The organism is Bradyrhizobium sp. AUGA SZCCT0176 (assembly GCF_018130145.1).
Taxonomy (GTDB): Bacteria; Pseudomonadota; Alphaproteobacteria; order Rhizobiales; family Xanthobacteraceae; genus Bradyrhizobium.
This window is the reverse complement of record NZ_JAFCMB010000011.1, coordinates 121809-140876: the sequence shown is the minus strand read 5'-3', so window position 1 is coordinate 140876 and position 19068 is coordinate 121809. Positions and strand designations below refer to the sequence as shown.

At 63.8% G+C, this 19068-nt stretch carries 14 protein-coding genes and 1 pseudogene; 12 read left to right on the top strand and 3 right to left on the bottom strand.

Going from position 1 to position 19068, the window contains the following annotated elements; translation table 11 throughout:
- Positions 1–66: 66 nt before the first annotated feature.
- The 3 genes from JQ600_RS24385 to JQ600_RS24375 form a co-directional block, all read right to left on the bottom strand.
- Positions 67–1296 carry a pyridoxal phosphate-dependent aminotransferase gene (locus JQ600_RS24385; RefSeq protein WP_409363257.1) on the bottom strand — a complete coding sequence of 410 codons (1230 nt, stop codon included), beginning with the start codon at positions 1294–1296 and terminating at the stop codon, positions 67–69.
- 12 nt (positions 1297–1308) lie between these two features.
- On the bottom strand, positions 1309–2865 hold the full coding sequence (locus tag JQ600_RS24380) for an aldehyde dehydrogenase family protein (RefSeq protein WP_212386153.1): 1557 nt from the start codon (positions 2863–2865) through the stop codon (positions 1309–1311).
- Between the two features lie 252 nt (positions 2866–3117).
- Positions 3118–4050 (bottom strand): LysR family transcriptional regulator, encoded by a 933-nt coding sequence (locus JQ600_RS24375; protein ID WP_212386212.1) that lies wholly within the window; start codon positions 4048–4050, stop codon positions 3118–3120.
- Between the two features lie 170 nt (positions 4051–4220).
- Between JQ600_RS24375 and JQ600_RS24370 the strand changes: the two genes are divergently transcribed.
- The 12 genes and pseudogenes from JQ600_RS24370 (at position 4221) to JQ600_RS24320 (ending at position 19064) form a co-directional block, all read left to right on the top strand.
- On the top strand, positions 4221–5504 hold the full coding sequence (locus JQ600_RS24370) for an FAD-binding oxidoreductase (protein WP_212386152.1): 1284 nt from the start codon (positions 4221–4223) through the stop codon (positions 5502–5504).
- A gap of 153 nt (positions 5505–5657) precedes the next feature.
- Positions 5658–6419, top strand: coding sequence for an ABC transporter ATP-binding protein (locus tag JQ600_RS24365; RefSeq protein WP_212269152.1), 762 nt, complete (start codon positions 5658–5660; stop codon positions 6417–6419).
- A complete protein-coding gene (locus tag JQ600_RS24360) occupies positions 6412–7113 on the top strand; it encodes an ABC transporter ATP-binding protein (RefSeq protein ID WP_212386151.1) in 702 nt (233 codons plus the stop codon). Before JQ600_RS24365 ends, JQ600_RS24360 begins: the two co-directional genes overlap by 8 nt.
- 13 nt (positions 7114–7126) lie before the next feature.
- Positions 7127–8002, top strand: a pseudogene (locus JQ600_RS37440) (branched-chain amino acid ABC transporter permease); the annotation flags it as partial.
- A gap of 138 nt (positions 8003–8140) precedes the next feature.
- The gene (locus JQ600_RS37435; protein WP_312010884.1) at positions 8141–9040 is read left to right on the top strand and encodes a branched-chain amino acid ABC transporter permease; all 900 of its coding nucleotides are present in this window, start codon (positions 8141–8143) and stop codon (positions 9038–9040) included.
- A gap of 95 nt (positions 9041–9135) precedes the next feature.
- Positions 9136–10359: an ABC transporter substrate-binding protein gene (locus JQ600_RS24350; protein ID WP_212269149.1), complete on the top strand. Its 1224-nt coding sequence runs from the start codon at positions 9136–9138 to the stop codon at positions 10357–10359.
- Between the two features lie 69 nt (positions 10360–10428).
- Positions 10429–11091, top strand: a complete 663-nt coding sequence (locus JQ600_RS24345) for a helix-turn-helix domain-containing protein (protein ID WP_212269148.1) — start codon at positions 10429–10431, stop codon at positions 11089–11091.
- A 24-nt stretch (positions 11092–11115) separates the two neighbouring features.
- Positions 11116–12084: an ornithine cyclodeaminase family protein gene (locus tag JQ600_RS24340; protein WP_312010875.1), complete on the top strand. Its 969-nt coding sequence runs from the start codon at positions 11116–11118 to the stop codon at positions 12082–12084.
- A gap of 25 nt (positions 12085–12109) precedes the next feature.
- Positions 12110–15427, top strand: coding sequence for a molybdopterin-dependent oxidoreductase (locus JQ600_RS24335; RefSeq protein ID WP_212386149.1), 3318 nt, complete (start codon positions 12110–12112; stop codon positions 15425–15427).
- Between the two features lie 304 nt (positions 15428–15731).
- A complete protein-coding gene (locus tag JQ600_RS24330; protein ID WP_312010874.1) occupies positions 15732–17069 on the top strand; it encodes an extracellular solute-binding protein in 1338 nt (445 codons plus the stop codon).
- Between the two features lie 119 nt (positions 17070–17188).
- Positions 17189–18139, top strand: coding sequence for an ABC transporter permease subunit (locus tag JQ600_RS24325; RefSeq protein WP_312010873.1), 951 nt, complete (start codon positions 17189–17191; stop codon positions 18137–18139).
- Between the two features lie 4 nt (positions 18140–18143).
- Positions 18144–19064, top strand: a complete 921-nt coding sequence (locus JQ600_RS24320) for an ABC transporter permease subunit (protein ID WP_212386147.1) — start codon at positions 18144–18146, stop codon at positions 19062–19064.
- Positions 19065–19068: the final 4 nt, after the last annotated feature.

Genomic DNA, 19068 nt, shown 5'->3' with positions numbered 1-19068 from the left:
AGATGCCTGTTGAGTTGGGTGACTGCGACGCGTCGCGCCGAGGAGCCAATTCGGCGACCGGCTGTCCTAGGACAGTTGCGCAGATGCTGCCGCGATGCGCCGGCAGGCCTCCATGAGTTCTGCGGCCGACGTTGCGTAGGAGATGCGGAAATACGGCGCGAGGCCAAATGCCGAGCCGGGAACGACCGCGACGCCGACGGCCCGCAACAGATATTCCGCAAAGGCCGTGTCGCTCGTGATGATGCCGCCGTCAGGAGCCTTCTTGCCGATCAGGCCCGCGCAACTGGCGAACGTATAGAACGCGCCTTCGGGCACGCGGCAGGTAATGCCCTCGATCGCGTTCAATGCGGAAACGACGAGATTGCGACGCTCCTGAAACGACCTGCAATGGTCGCGCACGATCCCTTGCGGACCGTTGAGGGCTTCCACGGCCGCGGCCTGGCTGATCGATGATGGGCAGGACGTCGATTGGCTCTGCACGACGGCCATGGCGCGAATCAGCGCGCTTGGCCCGCCGGCGTAGCCAATGCGCCAGCCGGTCATCGCATAGGCCTTGGAAACACCGTTGACCGTCAGGATGCGGTTGCGAAGCCCCGGTTCGATCGCGGCCGGTGTGACAAAGCGGAAATCGTCGTAGACGATGTGTTCATAGATATCGTCAACGATCAGCCAGACATGCCGGTGTCGCGACAGCACGTCGAGCAGCGGCCGATAGTCAGCTTCGCGATAGGCGGCTCCGGTGGGATTCGATGGCGAATTCAGCATCACCCATCGGGTGCGCGGCGAGATCGCCGCTTCGAGATCGCCGGCGGTGAGCCGGAAGCCGTTGGCTTCCGAACACGGCACCAGAACCGGCTTGCCGCCTGCGATGAGGACGATATCGGCGTAGCTCACCCAGAATGGTGTCGGGATGATCACCTCATCGCCCGGATCGAGGCTGGCCATCATCGCATTATAGAGAACCTGCTTCGCACCGCTGGAAACCGTGATCTCGTCCTGGGTGAATTCAAGGCCGTTGTCGCGCTGGAACTTGGCGCGGATGGCGGATTTGAGTTCTGGCGTTCCGTCGAGCGCGGTGTATTTGGTCGCGCCGTCGTGCATGGCGCGCGCCGCCGCGTCCTTGATGTGAGCGGGCGTGTCGAAGTCGGGCTCTCCGGTCCCGAGGATGATGACATCCTTGCCCTGGCGCTTCAGATCGGTGGCGAGGCCGGTAATCTTCAGGATTTCCGACACCCCGATCGATGAAAGCCGGGAGGCCGGGCGGAAATGCGATGATGTCGGAAGCGGCGCGTTCACGGCGATTTCCATTCAATCCACGTCGAACTTGACGCCCTGGGCGAGCGGCAGCGTGCGGCCATAGTTGATCGTGTTGGTGGCGCGGCGCATGTAGGCCTTCCAGGCATCCGACCCGGACTCACGTCCGCCGCCGGTTTCTTTCTCGCCGCCGAATGCGCCGCCGATCTCGGCGCCTGAGGGACCGATGTTCACGTTGGCGATCCCGCAATCGGAGCCGCGCGCCGACAAGAAGGCTTCTGCCTCGCGCAGATCGTTGGTGAAGATCGAAGACGATAGTCCTTGCGGAACGGCATTGTGCAATTCGATCACCGCATCGAAGTCGCTGTATTTGATGACATAAAGGATCGGCGCAAAAGTCTCGCGCTCGACCGTTCCGGTCTGTCCGCCGATCTCGACCAGCGCCGGGCGGACATAGAAGGCCGTGCCTGCGCCTGCGACGGCGACGCGGTCGCCGCCGACAATGGTCGCCCCGGCGGCCTTGGCTTCGCCGAGGGCGCGCTGCATCGATTCATAAGCGAGGCCGTCGATCAGAGGGCCGACCAGATTGCCGGTGAGGGGATTGCCGACGGAAACGGACTGATAGACCTTCTTCAGGCGCGGCACGAAGCTGTCATAGACGCTCTCGTGAACGAACAGGCGGCGCAGCGTGGTGCAGCGTTGGCCGGCCGTGCCCATGGCCGCGAAGGCGACGCCGCGCAGCGTCAGGTCGAGATCGGCGGTCGGCGTGACCACCGCCGCATTGTTGCCGCCGAGCTCCAGAATGGCGCGGGCGAAACGCTGCGCGAGCTTCGGCGCGACGGCGCGTCCCATCGCGGTCGAACCGGTCGCCGAGACCAGGGGAACCCTGGTGTTGTTGACGAGGGCCTCACCGATCTCGCGCCCTCCGACCAGCACGGCAGACAATCCGTCGGGCGCTGCGCCGCCATCGGCCTTGAAGCGCTTCAGGGCGCGGGCGAACAGCGCGTCGGTCGCCAAAGCGGTGAGGGGCGTCTTTTCCGACGGCTTCCAGACGATGCTGTTGCCGCAGACCAGCGCCAGCGCGGCATTCCATGACCAGACCGCGACCGGGAAATTGAACGCCGAGATGATGCCGGTGACACCGAGCGGATGCCAGGTCTCCGCCATCCGGTGCTCGTGGCGCTCGGTGGCGATCGTCAAGCCGTAGAGCTGCCGGGAAAGCCCCACGGCGTAGTCGCAAATGTCGATCATCTCCTGCACTTCGCCGAGACCTTCGGACTCGATCTTGCCCGCCTCGATGGAAACCAGCCGGCCGAGCGCGCGCTTGCTGGCGCGCAACTCTTCGCCGAGCAGCCGCACCAGTTCACCGCGCTTGGGAGCAGGGATCAGACGCCATTGCAGGAAAGCCGCATGAGCTTTTTCGATCGCCGAGGTCGCGCCGGCGGCGTCGATCTCCCTGACATGCGCCACGGTTTCACCGGTGATCGGGGTTCTCGCGACCAGCGTGCCACCGGTATAGCTGACAGGATCGACACCGAGTTCAATCAGGAGCGCGTCGACGTCGGCCTTGAGCGAGAGGTCTTTGGTTTTGGCGGATTGTTTGTCTGACATGAGGGGCTCTTTCCGAGGGCTCGCGTTGATTTCAGAGAAGGCGGCTGTCAGCGATTGGCTTGAGACGTCACCATCGTTCTCCGTCAGGGGCCGGAAGGCGATGTCCCGCCTCATAGAGAGGACAATGGTCCGGCATTTTCAAACGATAGAAGTTCAATAAGTCATTCCAGCGCCGAATGACCATGGGCCAAATCCAAAACGGCTGACAGTTAAGGATGAGTCGCAGACCCGACCTTGTCAGAGCGTGACGCTTCAGCGGTCTGGCGCCGTTTCCAGAAGAAGCCATTCCCGGAAGGCAACAAGTGGCGGATGGGACGCCCGGTCGGTCGGCCAGACCAGATAATAGGCCTCGGCGCTTTTCATCGGCAGATCGAGCGCGCGCACCAGCTTGCCGGTGCTCAACTCCTCCTCGATGAGAAATTCGGGAAGCAGCGCGACGCCGAGCCCGGAAATCGCCGCCTGGGAAGCGGTGGCGAACTGGTCCAGCAGCATGCCATGGACGGCATGGGCATCCACGCCGTGCAGCGTCAGCCATTGTTCCCACGCGTCGGGGCGCGTCGTCAGGTGCAGAAGAGGCGCCTTCCGCAGGTCGCTTGCTTGCTTGAATCCATAACGCTCCCGCAGCTCGGCGCTGCAGGCGGGGATCACGGTCTCCGACCGCAGCAACGCCAGTTCACCCCCTTGCCATTCCCGGCGCCCGAAATGGATCGCGGCGTCGACGGGCTCCAGCCTGAAGTCGAAATTCGATAGCCGCGTGACCAGGTTGATGGTGATGCCGGGGTTGCCCGCGAGGAATTTGGGAAGCCGCGGCGCCAGCCATCGGGTGCCGAAGGTCGGCAGGATCGCCAGCGTCAGCGTGCCGCCGAACGGATTGGCGCGTAGATTGAGTGAGGCGGTGCTGATCTTGCGCAGGGCGTCGCGGATCTCGCGGGCATAGGCGTCGCCGCCCACGGTCAGGCGGATGGTCTGCCGCTCGCGATGAAACAGCTCGACCTCGAGCTGCTCTTCGAGCGCCTTAACCTGACGGCTCACCGCGCCTTGCGTCAGCGACAGCTCTTTTGCCGCGGCCGTGATGCTTCCGGTCCGCGCCGCCGCTTCAAAGGCGGACAGCAGAGGCAGCGAAGGCAAAAAGCGGCGTGGGCCCTGCACGTCATTCTCCAGCCGAATGAGGTCTTGATCAAACATGGCTTGGCCCGGCGCCGCTGGCAACGCTAGATTACCGCCCGGCCTCGCAGTCACGCAGTCGGCATGTCTTCCAACGGTCAGCATCTTACTTGCCGAATTGGAATGAACCAGTCAACGCGCCTCGAAAAGCCAGACCTTGCGGGCGGCAACAGACGAGGACGTCGCAGACGATGCTAGATAACGCCAGATCCCACGGTCTCTGGGAATTGACCGCACCGGCGGCGCCTGAAACGGCGGAGTTACGCGGATCGATCAAGGTCGATACTGCCATCGTCGGTGGTGGATATACCGGTCTCTCGGCCGCTCTCCATCTCGCCGAGGGCGGCGCCAACGTCGCATTGCTGGAGGCGGTGGAGATCGGCTTTGGCGGGGCCGGCCGGAACGTCGGCCTGGTCAATGCCGGTATGTGGGTGATGCCGGACGTGCTGCCCGACATGCTCGGCGGCGATTACGGCGAGCGTCTTCTCGGATTGCTGGGCGACGCCCCGAAGCTTGTGTTCGATCTCATCGACCGTCATCGCATCGAATGCGAAGTCGAGCGCGCCGGCACGCTGCATTGCGCCGTCGGCGTCAAAGGGATGAAGGAACTGGAGGCGCGCGCAGCTCAGTGGAGCCGCCGCGGCGCGCCGGTGGAGTTGCTGAACGCCGCTGACACCGAAGCGAAAATTGGCTCCTCGGCTTACGCCGGATCGCTGTGGGATCGGCGCGCGGGCACGATCCAACCCCTGGCCTATGCGCGGGGTCTTGCTCGCATCGCTTTGAATGCCGGCGCGAAGATATTCACCCGTAGCGCGGTTATCTCCGCCGCGCGAATTGGCGGCAAATGGAAGCTGCAAACCGCTGATGGCAGCGTCGTCGCCGATCGTGTCATCGTGGCGACCGATGCCTATGCGACGGGCCCTTGGTCCGAAGTTACGATGGAGCAGGTCCACCTGCCTTATTTCAACTTTGCCACCCAGCCGCTGTCCGACAACATCCGTGCGTCCATTCTTCCCGAACGGCAGGGGGCCTGGGACACTAATGAAGTGCTGAGTTCGTTTCGTTTCGATCGTGCCGGCCGCCTCGTGTTCGGAAGCTGTGGCGCGCTGCGTGGGACCGGTGCGGCGGTTCACCGATCCTGGGCAAAGCGGGCGCTCAAGAAGCTTTTCCCGCAAATCGGCGACGTCAGGTTCGAATCTGAATGGTACGGCCTGATCGGAATGACCGACGATAACCTGCCGCGATTCCACAAGCTCGCTGAAAACGTGATCGGCTTCAGCGGCTACAACGGGCGCGGCATTGCGCCCGGCACGACGTTCGGACGCCTGTTGGCGCTCCACGCGCTTGGACAACTCGACGAGAAAGATCTGCCGCTGCCGGCGTCGTCGCCGACCAAGCCCAACTTCCGGAACGCCAAATCGGCCTACTACGAGGTCGGGGCACAGCTCCTTCATTTGGTCCAGGCGCGGCGGTAGGTCCCGCCATCGAATTTCGGAATTCCGAAGAATAGCAAAAAGATCACATCGGAAATTAGTTGACGATAGGAAACTTTTGATCAAAGGTGAGCGCGCGGTCTGGATCCAATCTGACTCTCCAATTCGGGATCCAGACCTCAGCAGGGGACAGGCATGACGGATGGCGCCGTTTACGCTCTGGAGACACGCGGCCTCAGCCGCGAGTTCGGCGGCTTCTTCGCTGTCAATAGCGTCAACTTCCGCCTTGCCCGCAACAGCATGCACGCCGTCATCGGCCCCAATGGGGCTGGCAAGACCACCCTGTTCAACCTTCTGACGAAATACCTTCCGCCTTCGGCCGGTACGATCCTGCACGACGGCCATGACGTCACCCGCCTCAGCATGCCGGCGATGGCCAAGCGCAGCGTGGTGCGCTCCTTCCAGATCTCGGCGGTGTTCGCCGGGCTGACCGTCCGCGAGAACGTCGAACTCGCTTTGCTGCCTGAGCATGGTCTCGCCTGGAATCTGCTCGGCCGGATTTCGCGCCATCGTGGTGTGCTGGATCGCGCCGATGCGTTGCTCGCGCGCTTCGGCCTGTCGGAATATGCCGAGACGATGGCCGGCAGTCTTTCCTATGGCCGCAAGCGCGTGCTCGAACTGGCGACGACGCTTGCGCTCGAACCCAAGGTGTTGCTGCTCGACGAGCCGATGGCGGGGCTCGGCCACGAAGATATCGGGCGCGTGACGCAATTGATCCGCGAGGCCGGCCGGGGCCGCACGGTGCTGCTGGTCGAGCACAACATGAATGTGGTCGCCGAACTCGCCGACACGATCACCGTGATGGTGCGCGGCGAAGTGCTGGCGGAAGGAAGCTATGCGGAGGTCTCCTCGCGCGCCGACGTGATGGCCGCCTATACGGGGCAGGCGCATGCCTGAGACCCTCACGGTCGGCAACCTCGAGGCCTGGTACGGCGAGTCCAAGGTCCTGCACGGAATGGATTTCAGTGTCAGGGCGGGCGAGGTGGTGACGCTGCTCGGCCGCAACGGCGCCGGCAAGACCACAACGCTGAAGGCGATCATGGGCCTGCTCGACAAGCGTTCGGGTTCGATCGCGCTCAACGGCCGTGAGATCATCGGCGCCGCGCCCTATGACATCGCGCGCAAGGGTATCGCTTTCTGTCCGGAGGAGCGCGGCATCTTTGCGAGCCTGAGCGTGCGCGAAAACCTGCTGCTGCCGCCGAAGGTCGCTGCCGGCGGCATGAGGGTCGCGCAGATCCTGGAGCTGTTCCCGAACCTGAAGGAGCGGCTCGACAGCCAGGGCACGAAGCTGTCCGGCGGCGAGCAGCAGATGCTGGCGCTCGGGCGCATTCTGCATACCGGCGCGCGCATCCTGCTGCTCGACGAGCCGACCGAGGGCCTGGCTCCCGTCATCATCCGCCAGATCGGCCGCACCATCACCGAACTGAAGACGCTCGGCTTCACCATTCTCCTGGTCGAGCAGAATGTCGGCTTCGCCGCCGGTCTCGCCGACCGGCACTACATCGTGGAGCTCGGCCGCATCGTCGAGGAAATCCCGGGTGCGGCGTTCGAAGGCAGGCTCGGTTCGCTCAAAAACTATCTCGGACTCTGACCGAAAGGGCATCATGACCACGATCCTTGGCGTCCCTTCCGCGGTCCTCTATGGCCAGCTTCTGCTCGGGCTGATCAACGGCGCCTTCTACGCCATGCTGAGCCTTGGCCTCGCGGTGATCTTCGGCATGATGAACATCGTGAACTTCGCCCACGGGGCGCAGTACATGATGGGCGCGATGGGCGCGTGGTTTCTGCTCAATTATCTCGGCATCGGCTATTGGTGGGCGCTGATCCTGGCTCCGCTCGCCGTCGGCGCGATCGGCATCGTGATCGAGATGCTGCTGCTGCGACGCCTTTACAAGCTCGACCATCTCTACGGCATGCTGCTCACCTTCGGTCTTGCACTGATGGTGCAGGGCATGTTCAGCGACTGGTTCGGCTCTTCGGGCCAGCCCTATTCGATTCCGCAGGCGCTGATGGGTGGCAGCCATCTCGGCTTCATGTTCCTGCCGAACTACCGGGCCTGGGTGATCGCCGCTTCGGTCGTGATCTGCCTCGGCACCTGGTACGTTGTCGAGCGGACCAAGCTTGGCGCCTATCTGCGCGCCGCGACCGAAAACCCGATGCTGGTTCAGGCTTTCGGTATCCGCGTCCCGCGCATGATCACGCTGACCTACGGCGCCGGCGTCGCGCTTGCCGCACTGGCTGGCGTTCTGGCCGCGCCGATCTACCAGGTCAGCCCGCTGATGGGAGCGGATCTCTTGATCGTCGTCTTTGCCGTGGTGGTGATCGGTGGCATGGGCTCGATCATGGGCTCGATCCTGACCGGCTTCCTCGTCGGCATCATCGAGGGCCTGACCAAGGCCTTCTATCCCGAAGCCTCGACGACGGTTGTCTTCGTGGTGATGGCGGTGGTGCTGCTGATCCGCCCGGCGGGGCTGTTCGGATCGAAGCCCGAGGCCGCGCAGGGGCAACCGCAGTCGAGCCTGTCGGCGCCGGCGCCGTCAGCGCGTACGCAAAGCCTGATCTTCCTGACGGTCGCCGCCTGCCTCGCGGCCGCGCCGATCATCGTTTATCCCGGCTTCATGATGAAGGCGATGATCTTCGCCCTGTTCGCCTGCGCCTTCAACCTGGTCGCCGGCTATGGCCGGCTGGTCTCGTTCGGCCACGCCATGTTCCTGGGCTCGGCCGGCTATGTCTGCGGCCATGTGGCGAAGATCTGGGGGCTGCCCCCTGAACTCGCCATTCTGGCCGGAACGGCAACCGCGGCCGTGCTTGGCTTTGTCTCGGGCTGGCTCGCCATCCGCCGCAGCGGCATCTACTTCGCCATGGTGACGCTGGCTTTCGCGCAGATGGTCTATTTCGTCGCGCTGCAGGCGCCCTTCACCGGCGGCGAGGACGGGCTGCAGGCGATTCCGCGTGGCATGCTGTTCGGCCTGATCGACCTTTCGCGGCCCGCTAACCTCTACACGTTCGTGCTGGCGATATTTCTCGGCGGTTTCTTCCTGATCATGCGCCTGGTCGGCTCGCCGTTCGGGCGCGTGCTGAAGGCGATCAGCGATCACGACGCCCGCGCGCAGTCGCTCGGCTTTGATACGAGCCGCTACAAGCTCGTTGCCTTCACGCTCTCGGCGGCGCTGGCGGGGCTTGCGGGTTCGACCAAGGCGATCGTCAGCCAGATCGCCAGCCTGACCGACGTGCACTGGTCGATGTCGGGCGAAGTATTGCTGATGACGTTTCTCGGCGGCGTCGGCACGCTCTACGGCCCACTCGTCGGCGCCTTCATCGTCGTCGCCATGCAGAACTATCTGGCGGCGTTCGGACAATGGGTCACCGTCATTCACGGCCTGATCTTCGTCGTCTGCGTGCTCGCCTTCCGGCGCGGCATCGTCGGCGAACTGATCGAGTTCTGGCATCGCCGGCGCCGGGCACCAGCGGCGACACAAGCCGTACTTCGCAAAGTGGCCGTCGCGACGAAGGAATGAGACGTCTCGATAAGAAACTTCGCCATCCGGGGAAGTGGAACAGGACCGAACCAAACCCCGCTCGGAAGAGCGGATCCGACAACAGGGGATAGATCATGCGAAAGATGCCTTCCAGACTCTTGTGTGGTGTAGCCGCCGCGCTCTGCCTCGGCGCCATCGCCGGCCAGGCCGCAGCCCAGGTCAGCGACGACGTCGTCAAGATCGGCGTGCTGACCGACATGTCCGGCCAGTATTCCGACCTTAACGGGCCAGGCTCGCTGCTGGCGGCGCAGATGGCGGCAGCGGATTTCGGCGGCAAGGTTCTGGGCAAGCCGATCGAAATCATCGGCGCCGACCATCTTCAGAAGGCCGACGTCGGCGTCGGCATTGCCCGGCGCTGGATCGAGAACGAGAAGGTCGACGCGATCTCAGACGTCACCAACAGCGCCATCGCGCTTGCGGTACAGCAGTTGACGCGCGAGACCAGCCGCGTGGCGTTGTTCGCGTCGCCCGGCACGACGGATTTGACCGGCAAGCAGTGTTCGCCCACCGGCTTTCACTGGGTCTACGACAATTATTCAAACGCGGTCGGACCGCTGAAGGCGCTGATCGACAAGGGCAACGATACGTTCTTTATCGTTACCGCCGATTTCGCCTTCGGGCATTCGCTCGAGAAGATCGCGAGCGAAGCGATCAAGGCAAATGGCGGCAAGGTCCTGGGCAACGTCCGCCATCCCTTCGGCGCAGCCGATCTCTCGTCTTTCCTGCTGCCGGCGCAGGCATCGAAGGCGAAGGTCATCCTGCTTGCCACCGCCGGCAAGGATATGACGACGGCGATCAAGCAGGCCAACGAGTTCGGCATCATCGCGGGCGGGCAGGCCATCGCCGCGCCGGTCGTGTTCATTACGGATGTCAACGCCCTCGGCCTGCCGACCGCGCAGGGCATCTCGTTTGTCGAGGGTTTCTACTGGGACCAGAACGACGAGACGCGCGCCTTCGCCAAGCGCTTCTTCGAGACCCGCAAGGCCATGCCGACGTCGGTGCAGGCCGGCGTCTACTCCTCGATCACGCACTATCTCAAGGCGATCCAGGCCGCGGGCACCGATGAGGCCAAGGCCGTCGCCGCCAAGATGCGCGAGCTGCCGGTCAACGACTTCTTCGCCAAGGACGGCAAGGTGCGCGAGGACGGCCGCATGGTCCACAACATGCTGCTGGTCCAGGTCAAGAAACCTTCCGAATCGAAGCAGCCATGGGACTACTATAATGTCCTGGCTACCGTTCCCGGCGAGCAGGCCTTCCAGTCTCTTGCCCAAAGCGAATGTCCGCTCGTCAAGAAGTGAGGCAAGGTCCCGGCGGCGGCGGCCGCCGCCGGGACCTTACTTCCGCGATAAAAAAGGGAGAGAGCCGCGATGAAGAAGACTGCGACGCGATCGTCGCTGAGGGAGGCCACGGCAACAGTGGTTGTACCGGCCCGCTTCTCGGCCGACGCCGCGCCGGCCGAGGGAAGCGATGACCTCGGTCACAGGTTGAAGCGGTTACGGATCGACAAGGGGTGGACGCTGAAAGAGGTCAGCGAGCGCACCGGCGTCGCGCGCTCGACCCTGTCGAAGATCGAGAACGGCCAGATGTCGCCGACCTACGACGTGCTGCAGAAGATCACGCGCGGCGTCGATCTCGACATCGTCGAGCTGTTCGATCAGCGCCGCCAGAATGCGCCGTTCGGCCGCCGCAGCGTCACGCGCACCGGCGAGGGCAAGCCGCACCGCACCGACACCTATGATTACGAGGTGTTGGCGACCGACCTTTCGCAAAAGCATATCCTGCCATTCAAGGCGCGGATCAGGGCGCGCAGCCTCGACGAGTTCCCCGGCTGGGTGCGTCACGAGGGCGAGGAGTTCCTGTGCGTTTTGTCCGGCTCTGTCCAGGTCTTCACGGAATTCTACGCCCCCGTCACGCTCGCGGTTGGCGACAGCACCTATTTCGACAGCAAGATGGGCCACGCCATCGTGTCGATCAGCAAGGAAGATGCCGAGGTCATCTGGATATGCACCGGCATCACCGCACTCTCATGATCTTGTAGGACAGGAATAAACCCGATGCTGCGCAGCTACTCCGCTGCCGACGTCCATGCCGCGCTCGGCTATCCCGAGCTGATCGAGGCATTGCGCGAGGCTTTCAAGCGCGACGGCGAGCCGATGCCGTTGCGGCAGGCCTATGAAGTCGGCGTCGATGGAGCGCCGGCGCGTCTTCTGACGATGCCGGCCTGGATCCGCGGCGAAGCCGTCGGCGTCAAGCTCGTCACGGTGTTTCCGCAAAATGCCGAGCGCGGTCTCGGTGCGGTGTCGTCGCTTTATTTCCTGCTCGACGGTCAAACCGGCCAGCCGCGCGCGACGATCGACGGCGAGGCGCTGACCAATCGCCGCACAGCCGCGGCGTCAGCGCTCGCATCCAGCTATCTGTCGCGCGCGGACAGCCGCACGCTGCTTATCGTCGGAACCGGCCATGTCGCGCGTCATCTCGCCGCCGCTCACCGCGCTGTGCGTCCGATCGAGAAGGTGATGGTATGGGGACGCAATCCGGAGCGCGCGCGGGCTCTGGCCGACACGCTTGTCCGGCAGGGCGCAAACGCAGTTCCGGTGACTGACCTTGACCTGGCCTTGCCGCAGGCCGACATCGTGAGCTGCGCCACGACGTCGACCGAGCCACTGGTCAAAGGCGCGCTGCTGCGGCCTGGAACCCATCTCGACCTGGTCGGTGCCTTTACGCCGCAGATGCGAGAAAGCGATGACGCGGCCATTTCGCGCTGCCGCGTCTTCATCGATACCTATCCTGGCGCGCTCGCCGAAGCAGGAGACCTGCTGCAACCGATCGCCGCCGGCAGCTGGAGCGCCGACAGGATCTGCGGCGATCTCCATGAACTGACAAGTGGCGCGAAAGCCGGCCGCCTTGACCGCGACGAAATCACCCTGTTCAAATCGGTCGGCGCGGCGATCGAGGATCTTGCGGCCGCGAGCCTGCTGGTGAACGAGGCCAATCCGAACTCACGCGCGCAGCCTCCCGAGTGAGGGTGTGCGGCAACGAGGCCTGACCATGTCGACGCAGGAAAAGCCTGGCTTCTGCACGCTCTGCCGCTCCCGCTGCGGAACGATCAATGTCGTCGATAATGACAGGCTCGTCGCGGTGCGGCCGAACCCGGCCCATCCGACCGGCAAGGCGCTATGCCCAAAGGGCAGGGCCGCGCCGGAGATCGCGCATTCGGCCCGCCGCCTGAAGACGCCATTGCGACGCACCGCGCCGAAGGGCGCCGCCGATCCCGCCTTCGTGCCGATTTCCTGGGACGAGGCGCTGACCGAGATCGCCGAGCGGCTGGGGCGCTACCGGGAAGAAAGCGGGCCGGAATCGGTCGCGTTTGCGGTAACCTCAGGCTCTTCGTCGTCGACATCAGACAGTCTCGACTGGATCCAGCGCTTCATCCGCGGCTTCGGCAGCCCGAACAATTGCTTCTCCACCGAGATCTGCAATTGGCACAAGGACCACGCCCACGCCTTCACCTTCGGGTGTGGCCTGCCCACGGCGGATTATCGCAACTCCGAACTGATCCTGCTCTGGGGGCACAACCCCGCCAATGTCTGGCTTGCCCAGGCAGAAGCAATCAGCGCCGCGCGGGCGAGGGGCGCCAGGCTTGCGGTGATCGATCCGCGCCGGACCGGCTCGGCGCGCGATGCCGATCTGTGGCTGCGTATCCGCCCGGGCACAGATGCGGCGCTGGCGCTCGGTCTTGCGCGCTGGCTCATCGTCAACCGCGCCTACGACGCCGACTTCGTGCGGCACTGGACCAATGCGACCTTCCTGATCCGCGATAGCGACGGTTGCTTCCTGCGCCCCGGCGATATCGGCCTTGAAGGCGACGGCTTTCTGATCTGGGATGCGGCCGCGGGCAAAGCAGTGCCGGCCGAGGGCGGGCTCGCGGCTGCCGCGCTCGAAGGATGCTTCGATGTGAGCGGCCCTCAGGGCCCGATCGCCTGCCGAACCGGTTTCGATCACTATGTCGCGGCAGCCGAACCCTACGATCCCGCGACGGTCGAGCGCATCACCGGCATCCCGGCGGCGCAAGTTGAGGAACTCGCGGCTGCGATCTCGAAGGCATCATCGGTCTGCTATCACGGCTGGACCGGCCTCGGACAGCACACCAATGCCTCGCAGACCGAACGCGCGGTCGCAACGCTCTATGCATTGACCGGCCATTTCGATGCGCCGGGCGGCAATGTCAGGATGCCGAGCCTTCCGGTGCCGTCGCTGCATTCCATGGCGATGATCCCGCCGGAGACGCGCGAGCGCACGCTCGGACTGTCGGCGCGGCCGCTCGGGCCGCCGGCCGACGGCTGGATCACCTCCAGCGATTTCTACGACGCTGCGCTGACCGGAAAACCTTACCGCGTGCGCGCGCTGTTCGCGTTCGGCTCCAATTTGCTGGTCTCGCATCCGGCGCCGGAACGCGGACGCGAGGCGCTGAAGGCGCTCGACTTCCAGGTCCATTGTGATCTGTTCCTGAACCCGACAGCCGAGATGGCTGATATCGTGCTGCCGGTGTCGAGCCCGTGGGAGCATGAGGCATTGCGGCTCGGCTTCGAAATCTCGCCCGAGGCGCAGGAATTGGTGCAGCTCCGTCCGCAGATGATTCCGCGGCAGGGCGAGGCCCGTTCGGATATGTGGATCGTCTTCCAGCTCGCCAAGCGGCTCGGCATGAGCGAACTGTTCTTTGGCGGCGATGTCGAGAAGGGGTTTGAGCATCTGCTCGCCCCGCTTGGCCTCGATCTCGAAACGCTGCGGGCAAGGCCCGAAGGCATTCGCGTGCCGCTCAAGCATGGCCATCGCAAATACCAGACGACCGGCTTCGCCACGCAGACCGGCAAGGCCGAACTCTATTCGGAACTGCTGCATCGCCACGGCTATCCGGCGGTACCGCGTTTCATCGAGCCGGCCGAGCGCCGCGATGACGCGTTTCCGCTGACGCTGTTTTCCGCCAATAGCGGTTATTTCTGCCACAGCCAGCATCGCGGCATCAACGCGCTGCGCCGCAAGCGCGCCGAGCCGACCGCCGAGATCCATCCCGAACTCGCCCGCCGCAAGAATATCCTGGAGGGCGACTGGATGTTGGTGCGCAGTCGCAAGGGCACGATCCGGATCCGCGCCGCTTTCAACGACGCGCTCGCGCTGGATGTGGTAGCGAGCGACTATGGCTGGTGGCAGCCTGCGCCGGATCTCGGCCTGCCGGGCTATCTGCCGGACGAGACGCGGCCTGTCGGCGCGAGCTTCAACACCATCATCTCGGAACGCGGGCGCGATCCGCTCAGCGGATCGCTGGCGCTGCGCTCCTTTACCTGCGACGTCGAGCGTGACGAGAGCACCGCCTGGCAGGGCTGGCGCTCATTCGTCGTCGCGGAGCGCCGCGAGGAATCTGCCGATGTGGTGGGGCTGACATTGCGGCCGGTCGACGGTGGGACACTTCCGGCATTCCGGCCAGGCCAGTATGTCGGCGTCCGGATTGGCGAGGCGATCCGCTCGTATTCGCTGACCGGGGCAGCGATCCCGGCACCCGATGCCTATCGTATCGGTGTCAGGCACATCGAGGGCGGGCAGGTGTCGGCGGCGATCAGGCACGATCTCGCACCTGATGACACCGTTGAATTGCAGTCACCGAAGGGTGGCTTCGTGCTGCCGTTGCGCAACGAGTTTCCGGTCGTCCTGATTGCCGGCGGCATCGGCATCACGCCGTTCCTGTCCTATCTCGACACGCTCGAGGGCGTCGCCGACGAACCACAGGTCACGCTGCATTATGGCTGCCGGGATGGCGCAAGCCGCCCGTTCCATCATCGGCTTGAAGCGCTGCGGCAGCGGCTGCCGAATCTCACGCTGGTCACGCATCTGACCCGCCCACAGAGCGGCGACCGTTTTGATCGGCTCGGCCGGTTCACCGTGTCGGATATCGACGCGGAATTGCTGCGCAAGCGCGCGCGCATCTACATGTGCGCATCCGATGCGATGATGGAAGAGGTCGCCGCAGGCCTGCAGGCGCGCGGCGTGCCGGTCTTCGAGATTTTCAAGGAGCGCTTCCGCTCGCCCCCGCCGCCTGCGCTCGATGGCCTCATGTCGCGCCAAATTCATTTTGCCCGCTCTGGACGCACATTGAACTGGTCGCCGCAGGCGCCGCTGGCCAGCATTCTCGCGGTGGCCGAAAGCGCGGGCATTGCGCTTCCAAGTGGCTGCCGTGTCGGCCAATGCGAGAGCTGCGCCGTGCCGGTAAAGGCCGGCGAGGTTCGCCATCTCGTCGATTGTTCGGAGTTGGATGAGGGGCATTGCCTGACATGTCAGGCCGTTCCACTTTCCGATCTCGTCATCGACGCATGACTCACGAGCTAGACCGACGCCTCTGATCATCAGCCCATCCTTTGGCTGATTGAGCAAGTTGCTCGCCACTCCTGCGATATAGTGGGGGTTTTCAAGGCCAATGCGCCGCCGCGCTCCCGGTCGATTGCGCCATACACCACCATACACTGACCATCCGGGCTCGAGCGCGAGTGCTCCCCCGCAATAAAATCCCTGCACCCGGCCCCCTTTCATCAAAGCGACACATATGTCATTATAGAAATACAAATGATCGAAGCCGGGTTTTGAAGCGCCGGCTCACTGGACCGCTGAGGGAGGATCACCCGTGAAGAAGATTGCATTCATTGCGGCTTTGTTCGGGGTTTTGGCGTCGGCCGCGCCCGCTCAGGCGGCGCGCGTCGAGGTGCAATGGTGGCACGCCATGAGCGGCGTACTGGGCGAACGGCTCGGCGAACTGGTCGAGAAATTCAACGCATCGCAGGATAAATATACCGTCGTGGCGGTCGCCAAGGGCAATTACGACGAAGTGACCAATGGCGTGATCGCGGCCTATCGTGCCAAGCGGCCGCCGGAAATGGTGCAGATCGCCGAACGTGGCTACATGACCATGCTGCTGTCCGGCGCCGTGGTGCCGGTGCAGGAACTTCTGGACCAGAAGGGCTACAAGGTCGACTTCTCCGACTTCATCAAGCCGGTGGCGAGTTTCTGGAGCTACAAGGGCCGCATGTCGGCGATGCCCTTCAACTCCTCGACGCCGATCTTCTGGTACAACAAGGACCACTTCCAGAAAGCCGGCTTCGACAAGCCGGCCGCAACCTGGCAGGAGCTGGAGACACAGCTCTACGCCATCAAGGCCAAGGGCGTCAGTGAGTGTGGCACGGTGCTGCCGGGCGACTTCTTCTGGAGCCTGCTGGAAAACTACAGCGCCATCAACAACCAGCCCTACGGTACGCTCGCCAACGGCTTCGACGGACTCGGCACCGAATTCGTCTACAACAAGACCAAGGTGGTCTCGCAAGTCGCGCGCCTGAAAAAATGGCTCGATGATGGCGTCCTGCAGATTGCCGGGCAGGGCTTTAGCCCGGAACAGTTGTTCACCTCCGGACGCTGCTCGACCTTCGTCAATTCGACCGCGTCGCACGGCAATATCGAACGCAACGCCAAGATCAACTGGAGCGCCACCTTCCTGCCGCACGAGAGCGATATCAATCCTCCGCTCAACAGCACCATTGGCGGTGGCGCCATCTGGGTGATGAAGGGGCACACGCCGGAACGCTACGACGCGGTCGCCGCCTTCCTCGATTTCGTCGCCCAGGCGGAGACGCAAGTGTGGTGGCATGGCGTGACCGGATATGTCCCGGCGACCAACAAGGCCTATGCGCTGGCGCGCGAGCGCGGCTATTATAAGGATCATCCGACACGCGAGATCGCGGTGCTGCAACTCTCGCGCGGCACGCCCAATGACAATTCGCGCGGCTTCCGCTTTGGCAATTTCGTGCAGACGATGCTGGCGCAGCGCAGCGAGGTGGAAGCGGTGTTCACCGGCCAGAAGCAGCCGCAGCAGGCGATGGATGACGCCGTCAAGCGCGGCAATGAGATCCTGCGCCAGTTCGAGAAGCTCAACGCCGGAAAAGGCACCGAGTGGGCTCCCGAGGCGAAATGAAGGCAAGTGCGCCGATCGCAACTTCGCCGATCTGGCCAGAAGCGCCGGCAGACCCACCTTCCGGCTTGGCCAGATCGCAGCACAAGTCGCCCGGCGAAACTGCCGCCGGGCGTAGCGCGGTGACGGAACGGGCCAGTAAGGCGCGGACGCCCAAGCGTGGCCAGCCTGATCGGGAACCCGGACTGAAGCGAGCGAATTTCGGCCGCGGCGCCGGCCTGCCGACGCTATTGCTGCTGCCGCAGGTGTTGATCCTGGTGTTCTTCTTCTTCATCCCGTCGCTGCGGGCGCTGACGCAGTCCGTCCTGTTGAGCGATCCGTTCGGCACCACCGTCCATTTCGTGTGGTTCGACAACTTCAAGGCGCTGTTTGCGAGCGGCGAGTATCGCCAATCGCTCGTGACGACGGCCTGGTTCACGGTGGCGCAGAACGTGATTACGCTGGCGATTGCCGTCGTTCTGGCATTCGCCACCGACCGGGTGGTGCGCGCACGATCGGTCTACCGGACTCTCATCCTGCTGCCCTATGCGATCGCGCCCGCGATCGCCGGCATCCTGTGGGCGTTTCTTTTCAACCCGGTCGTTGGCCCGCTCGCACACATGTTGCACGCGCTCGGGATTTCCTGGGATCCCAATCGCAATCCGAACGACGCGCTGTGGCTCGTGATCATGGCCGCGTCATGGAAGCACATCTGCTACGACTACATCTTCCTGGTGGTCGGCCTGTTGGCGGTGCCGGTCTCGCTGATGGAAGCCGCCGCCGTCGACGGCGCCGGGCCGATACGGCGGTTCTTTCTCATCGCGCTGCCGATGCTCGGGCCGACTATCTTTTTTCTCGCCGTGATGAATTTTATCTACGGCTTCTTCGAAACCTTCGCGATCATCGATGCCGTCACCCATGGAGGGCCGGCCGGCGCGACCAACATCCTGGTCTACAAGGTCTTCGTCGATGGCTTCATCAACCTCGACCTCGGCTCCTCGGCGGCGCAGTCGGTGCTGTTGATGACCTTCGCGCTGATTTGCACGCTGCTGCAATTCCGCTATTTCGAACACAAGGTCAATTACGGGGTCTGACCGCATGGTGGAGCGCGCACCCATCCTCGATATGATCTGCCACGCGATCCTGATCGCCGGCGCGATGTTGGTGTGCGTGCCGCTCTACTTCGCGTTCGTCGCGGGTTCGCTGACGATCGCCGAGGTGCAGAAGGTGCCGCTGCCGTGGCTGCCGGGCGATCAGTTTTTTGCCAATCTGCAGACGGCATGGGTCAAGGCCGACTTCAGCCGCAGCTTTCTCAATTCCATTGTGGTGGCACTCGGCATCACTGCCGGAAAGATCGTGGTGTCCTTGCTCTCCGCCTTCGCCATCACCTATTTCCGCTTCCGCTACCGGATGCTGGCGTTCTGGCTGATCTTCATGTCGCTGATGCTGCCGATCGAGGTGCGGATCGTGCCGACGTTCGAGGCGGTGGCGAACGCCGCGCTGCCGCTGCAGTGGCTCGCCGATATGCTGCATGTTGCCGATCTCTGGAAATGGATCAGCGGCCACGATGTGGCGATTGCGCTGGAATGGAACATGGTCAACACCTATCCGGGGCTGATCCTGCCGCTGATCGCGTCCGCCACTGCGACCTTCCTGTTCCGACAGTTCTTCCTCACCGTGCCGGATGAGTTGTGTGAGGCGGCAAGGCTCGATGGCGCCTCGCCGCTGCGGTTCTTCTGGAGCATCCTGCTGCCGCTGTCGGTCTCGAACATCGTGGCACTCGCGATCATCCTGTTCCTGTTCGGCTGGAACCAGTATCTGTGGCCGCTGCTGTTCACCACCGACAAGGACATGGCGACCGCCGTGATCGCGCTGAAGAATCTGATCCCGCGCTCCGACAGCGAGCCGGCCTGGAACATCGCCATGAGCGGCGCGCTGCTAGCGATGCTGCCGCCGATGCTGGTGATTTTGCTGTTGCAGCGCTGGTTCCTCAAAGGGCTCGTTGACAGCAGTAAATAGGGGA

Coding starts and splice junctions, on each gene's coding strand:
- JQ600_RS24380 (WP_212386153.1), bottom strand. CDS start 2,865: ATGTCAGACAAACAATCCGCCAAAACCAAAGACCTCTCGCTCAAGGCC.
- JQ600_RS24375 (WP_212386212.1), bottom strand. CDS start 4,050: ATGTTTGATCAAGACCTCATTCGGCTGGAGAATGACGTGCAGGGCCCA.
- JQ600_RS24370 (WP_212386152.1), top strand. CDS start 4,221: ATGCTAGATAACGCCAGATCCCACGGTCTCTGGGAATTGACCGCACCG.
- JQ600_RS24365 (WP_212269152.1), top strand. CDS start 5,658: ATGACGGATGGCGCCGTTTACGCTCTGGAGACACGCGGCCTCAGCCGC.
- JQ600_RS24360 (WP_212386151.1), top strand. CDS start 6,412: ATGCCTGAGACCCTCACGGTCGGCAACCTCGAGGCCTGGTACGGCGAG.
- JQ600_RS37435 (WP_312010884.1), top strand. CDS start 8,141: ATGATGAAGGCGATGATCTTCGCCCTGTTCGCCTGCGCCTTCAACCTG.
- JQ600_RS24350 (WP_212269149.1), top strand. CDS start 9,136: ATGCGAAAGATGCCTTCCAGACTCTTGTGTGGTGTAGCCGCCGCGCTC.
- JQ600_RS24345 (WP_212269148.1), top strand. CDS start 10,429: ATGAAGAAGACTGCGACGCGATCGTCGCTGAGGGAGGCCACGGCAACA.
- JQ600_RS24340 (WP_312010875.1), top strand. CDS start 11,116: ATGCTGCGCAGCTACTCCGCTGCCGACGTCCATGCCGCGCTCGGCTAT.
- JQ600_RS24335 (WP_212386149.1), top strand. CDS start 12,110: ATGTCGACGCAGGAAAAGCCTGGCTTCTGCACGCTCTGCCGCTCCCGC.
- JQ600_RS24320 (WP_212386147.1), top strand. CDS start 18,144: ATGGTGGAGCGCGCACCCATCCTCGATATGATCTGCCACGCGATCCTG.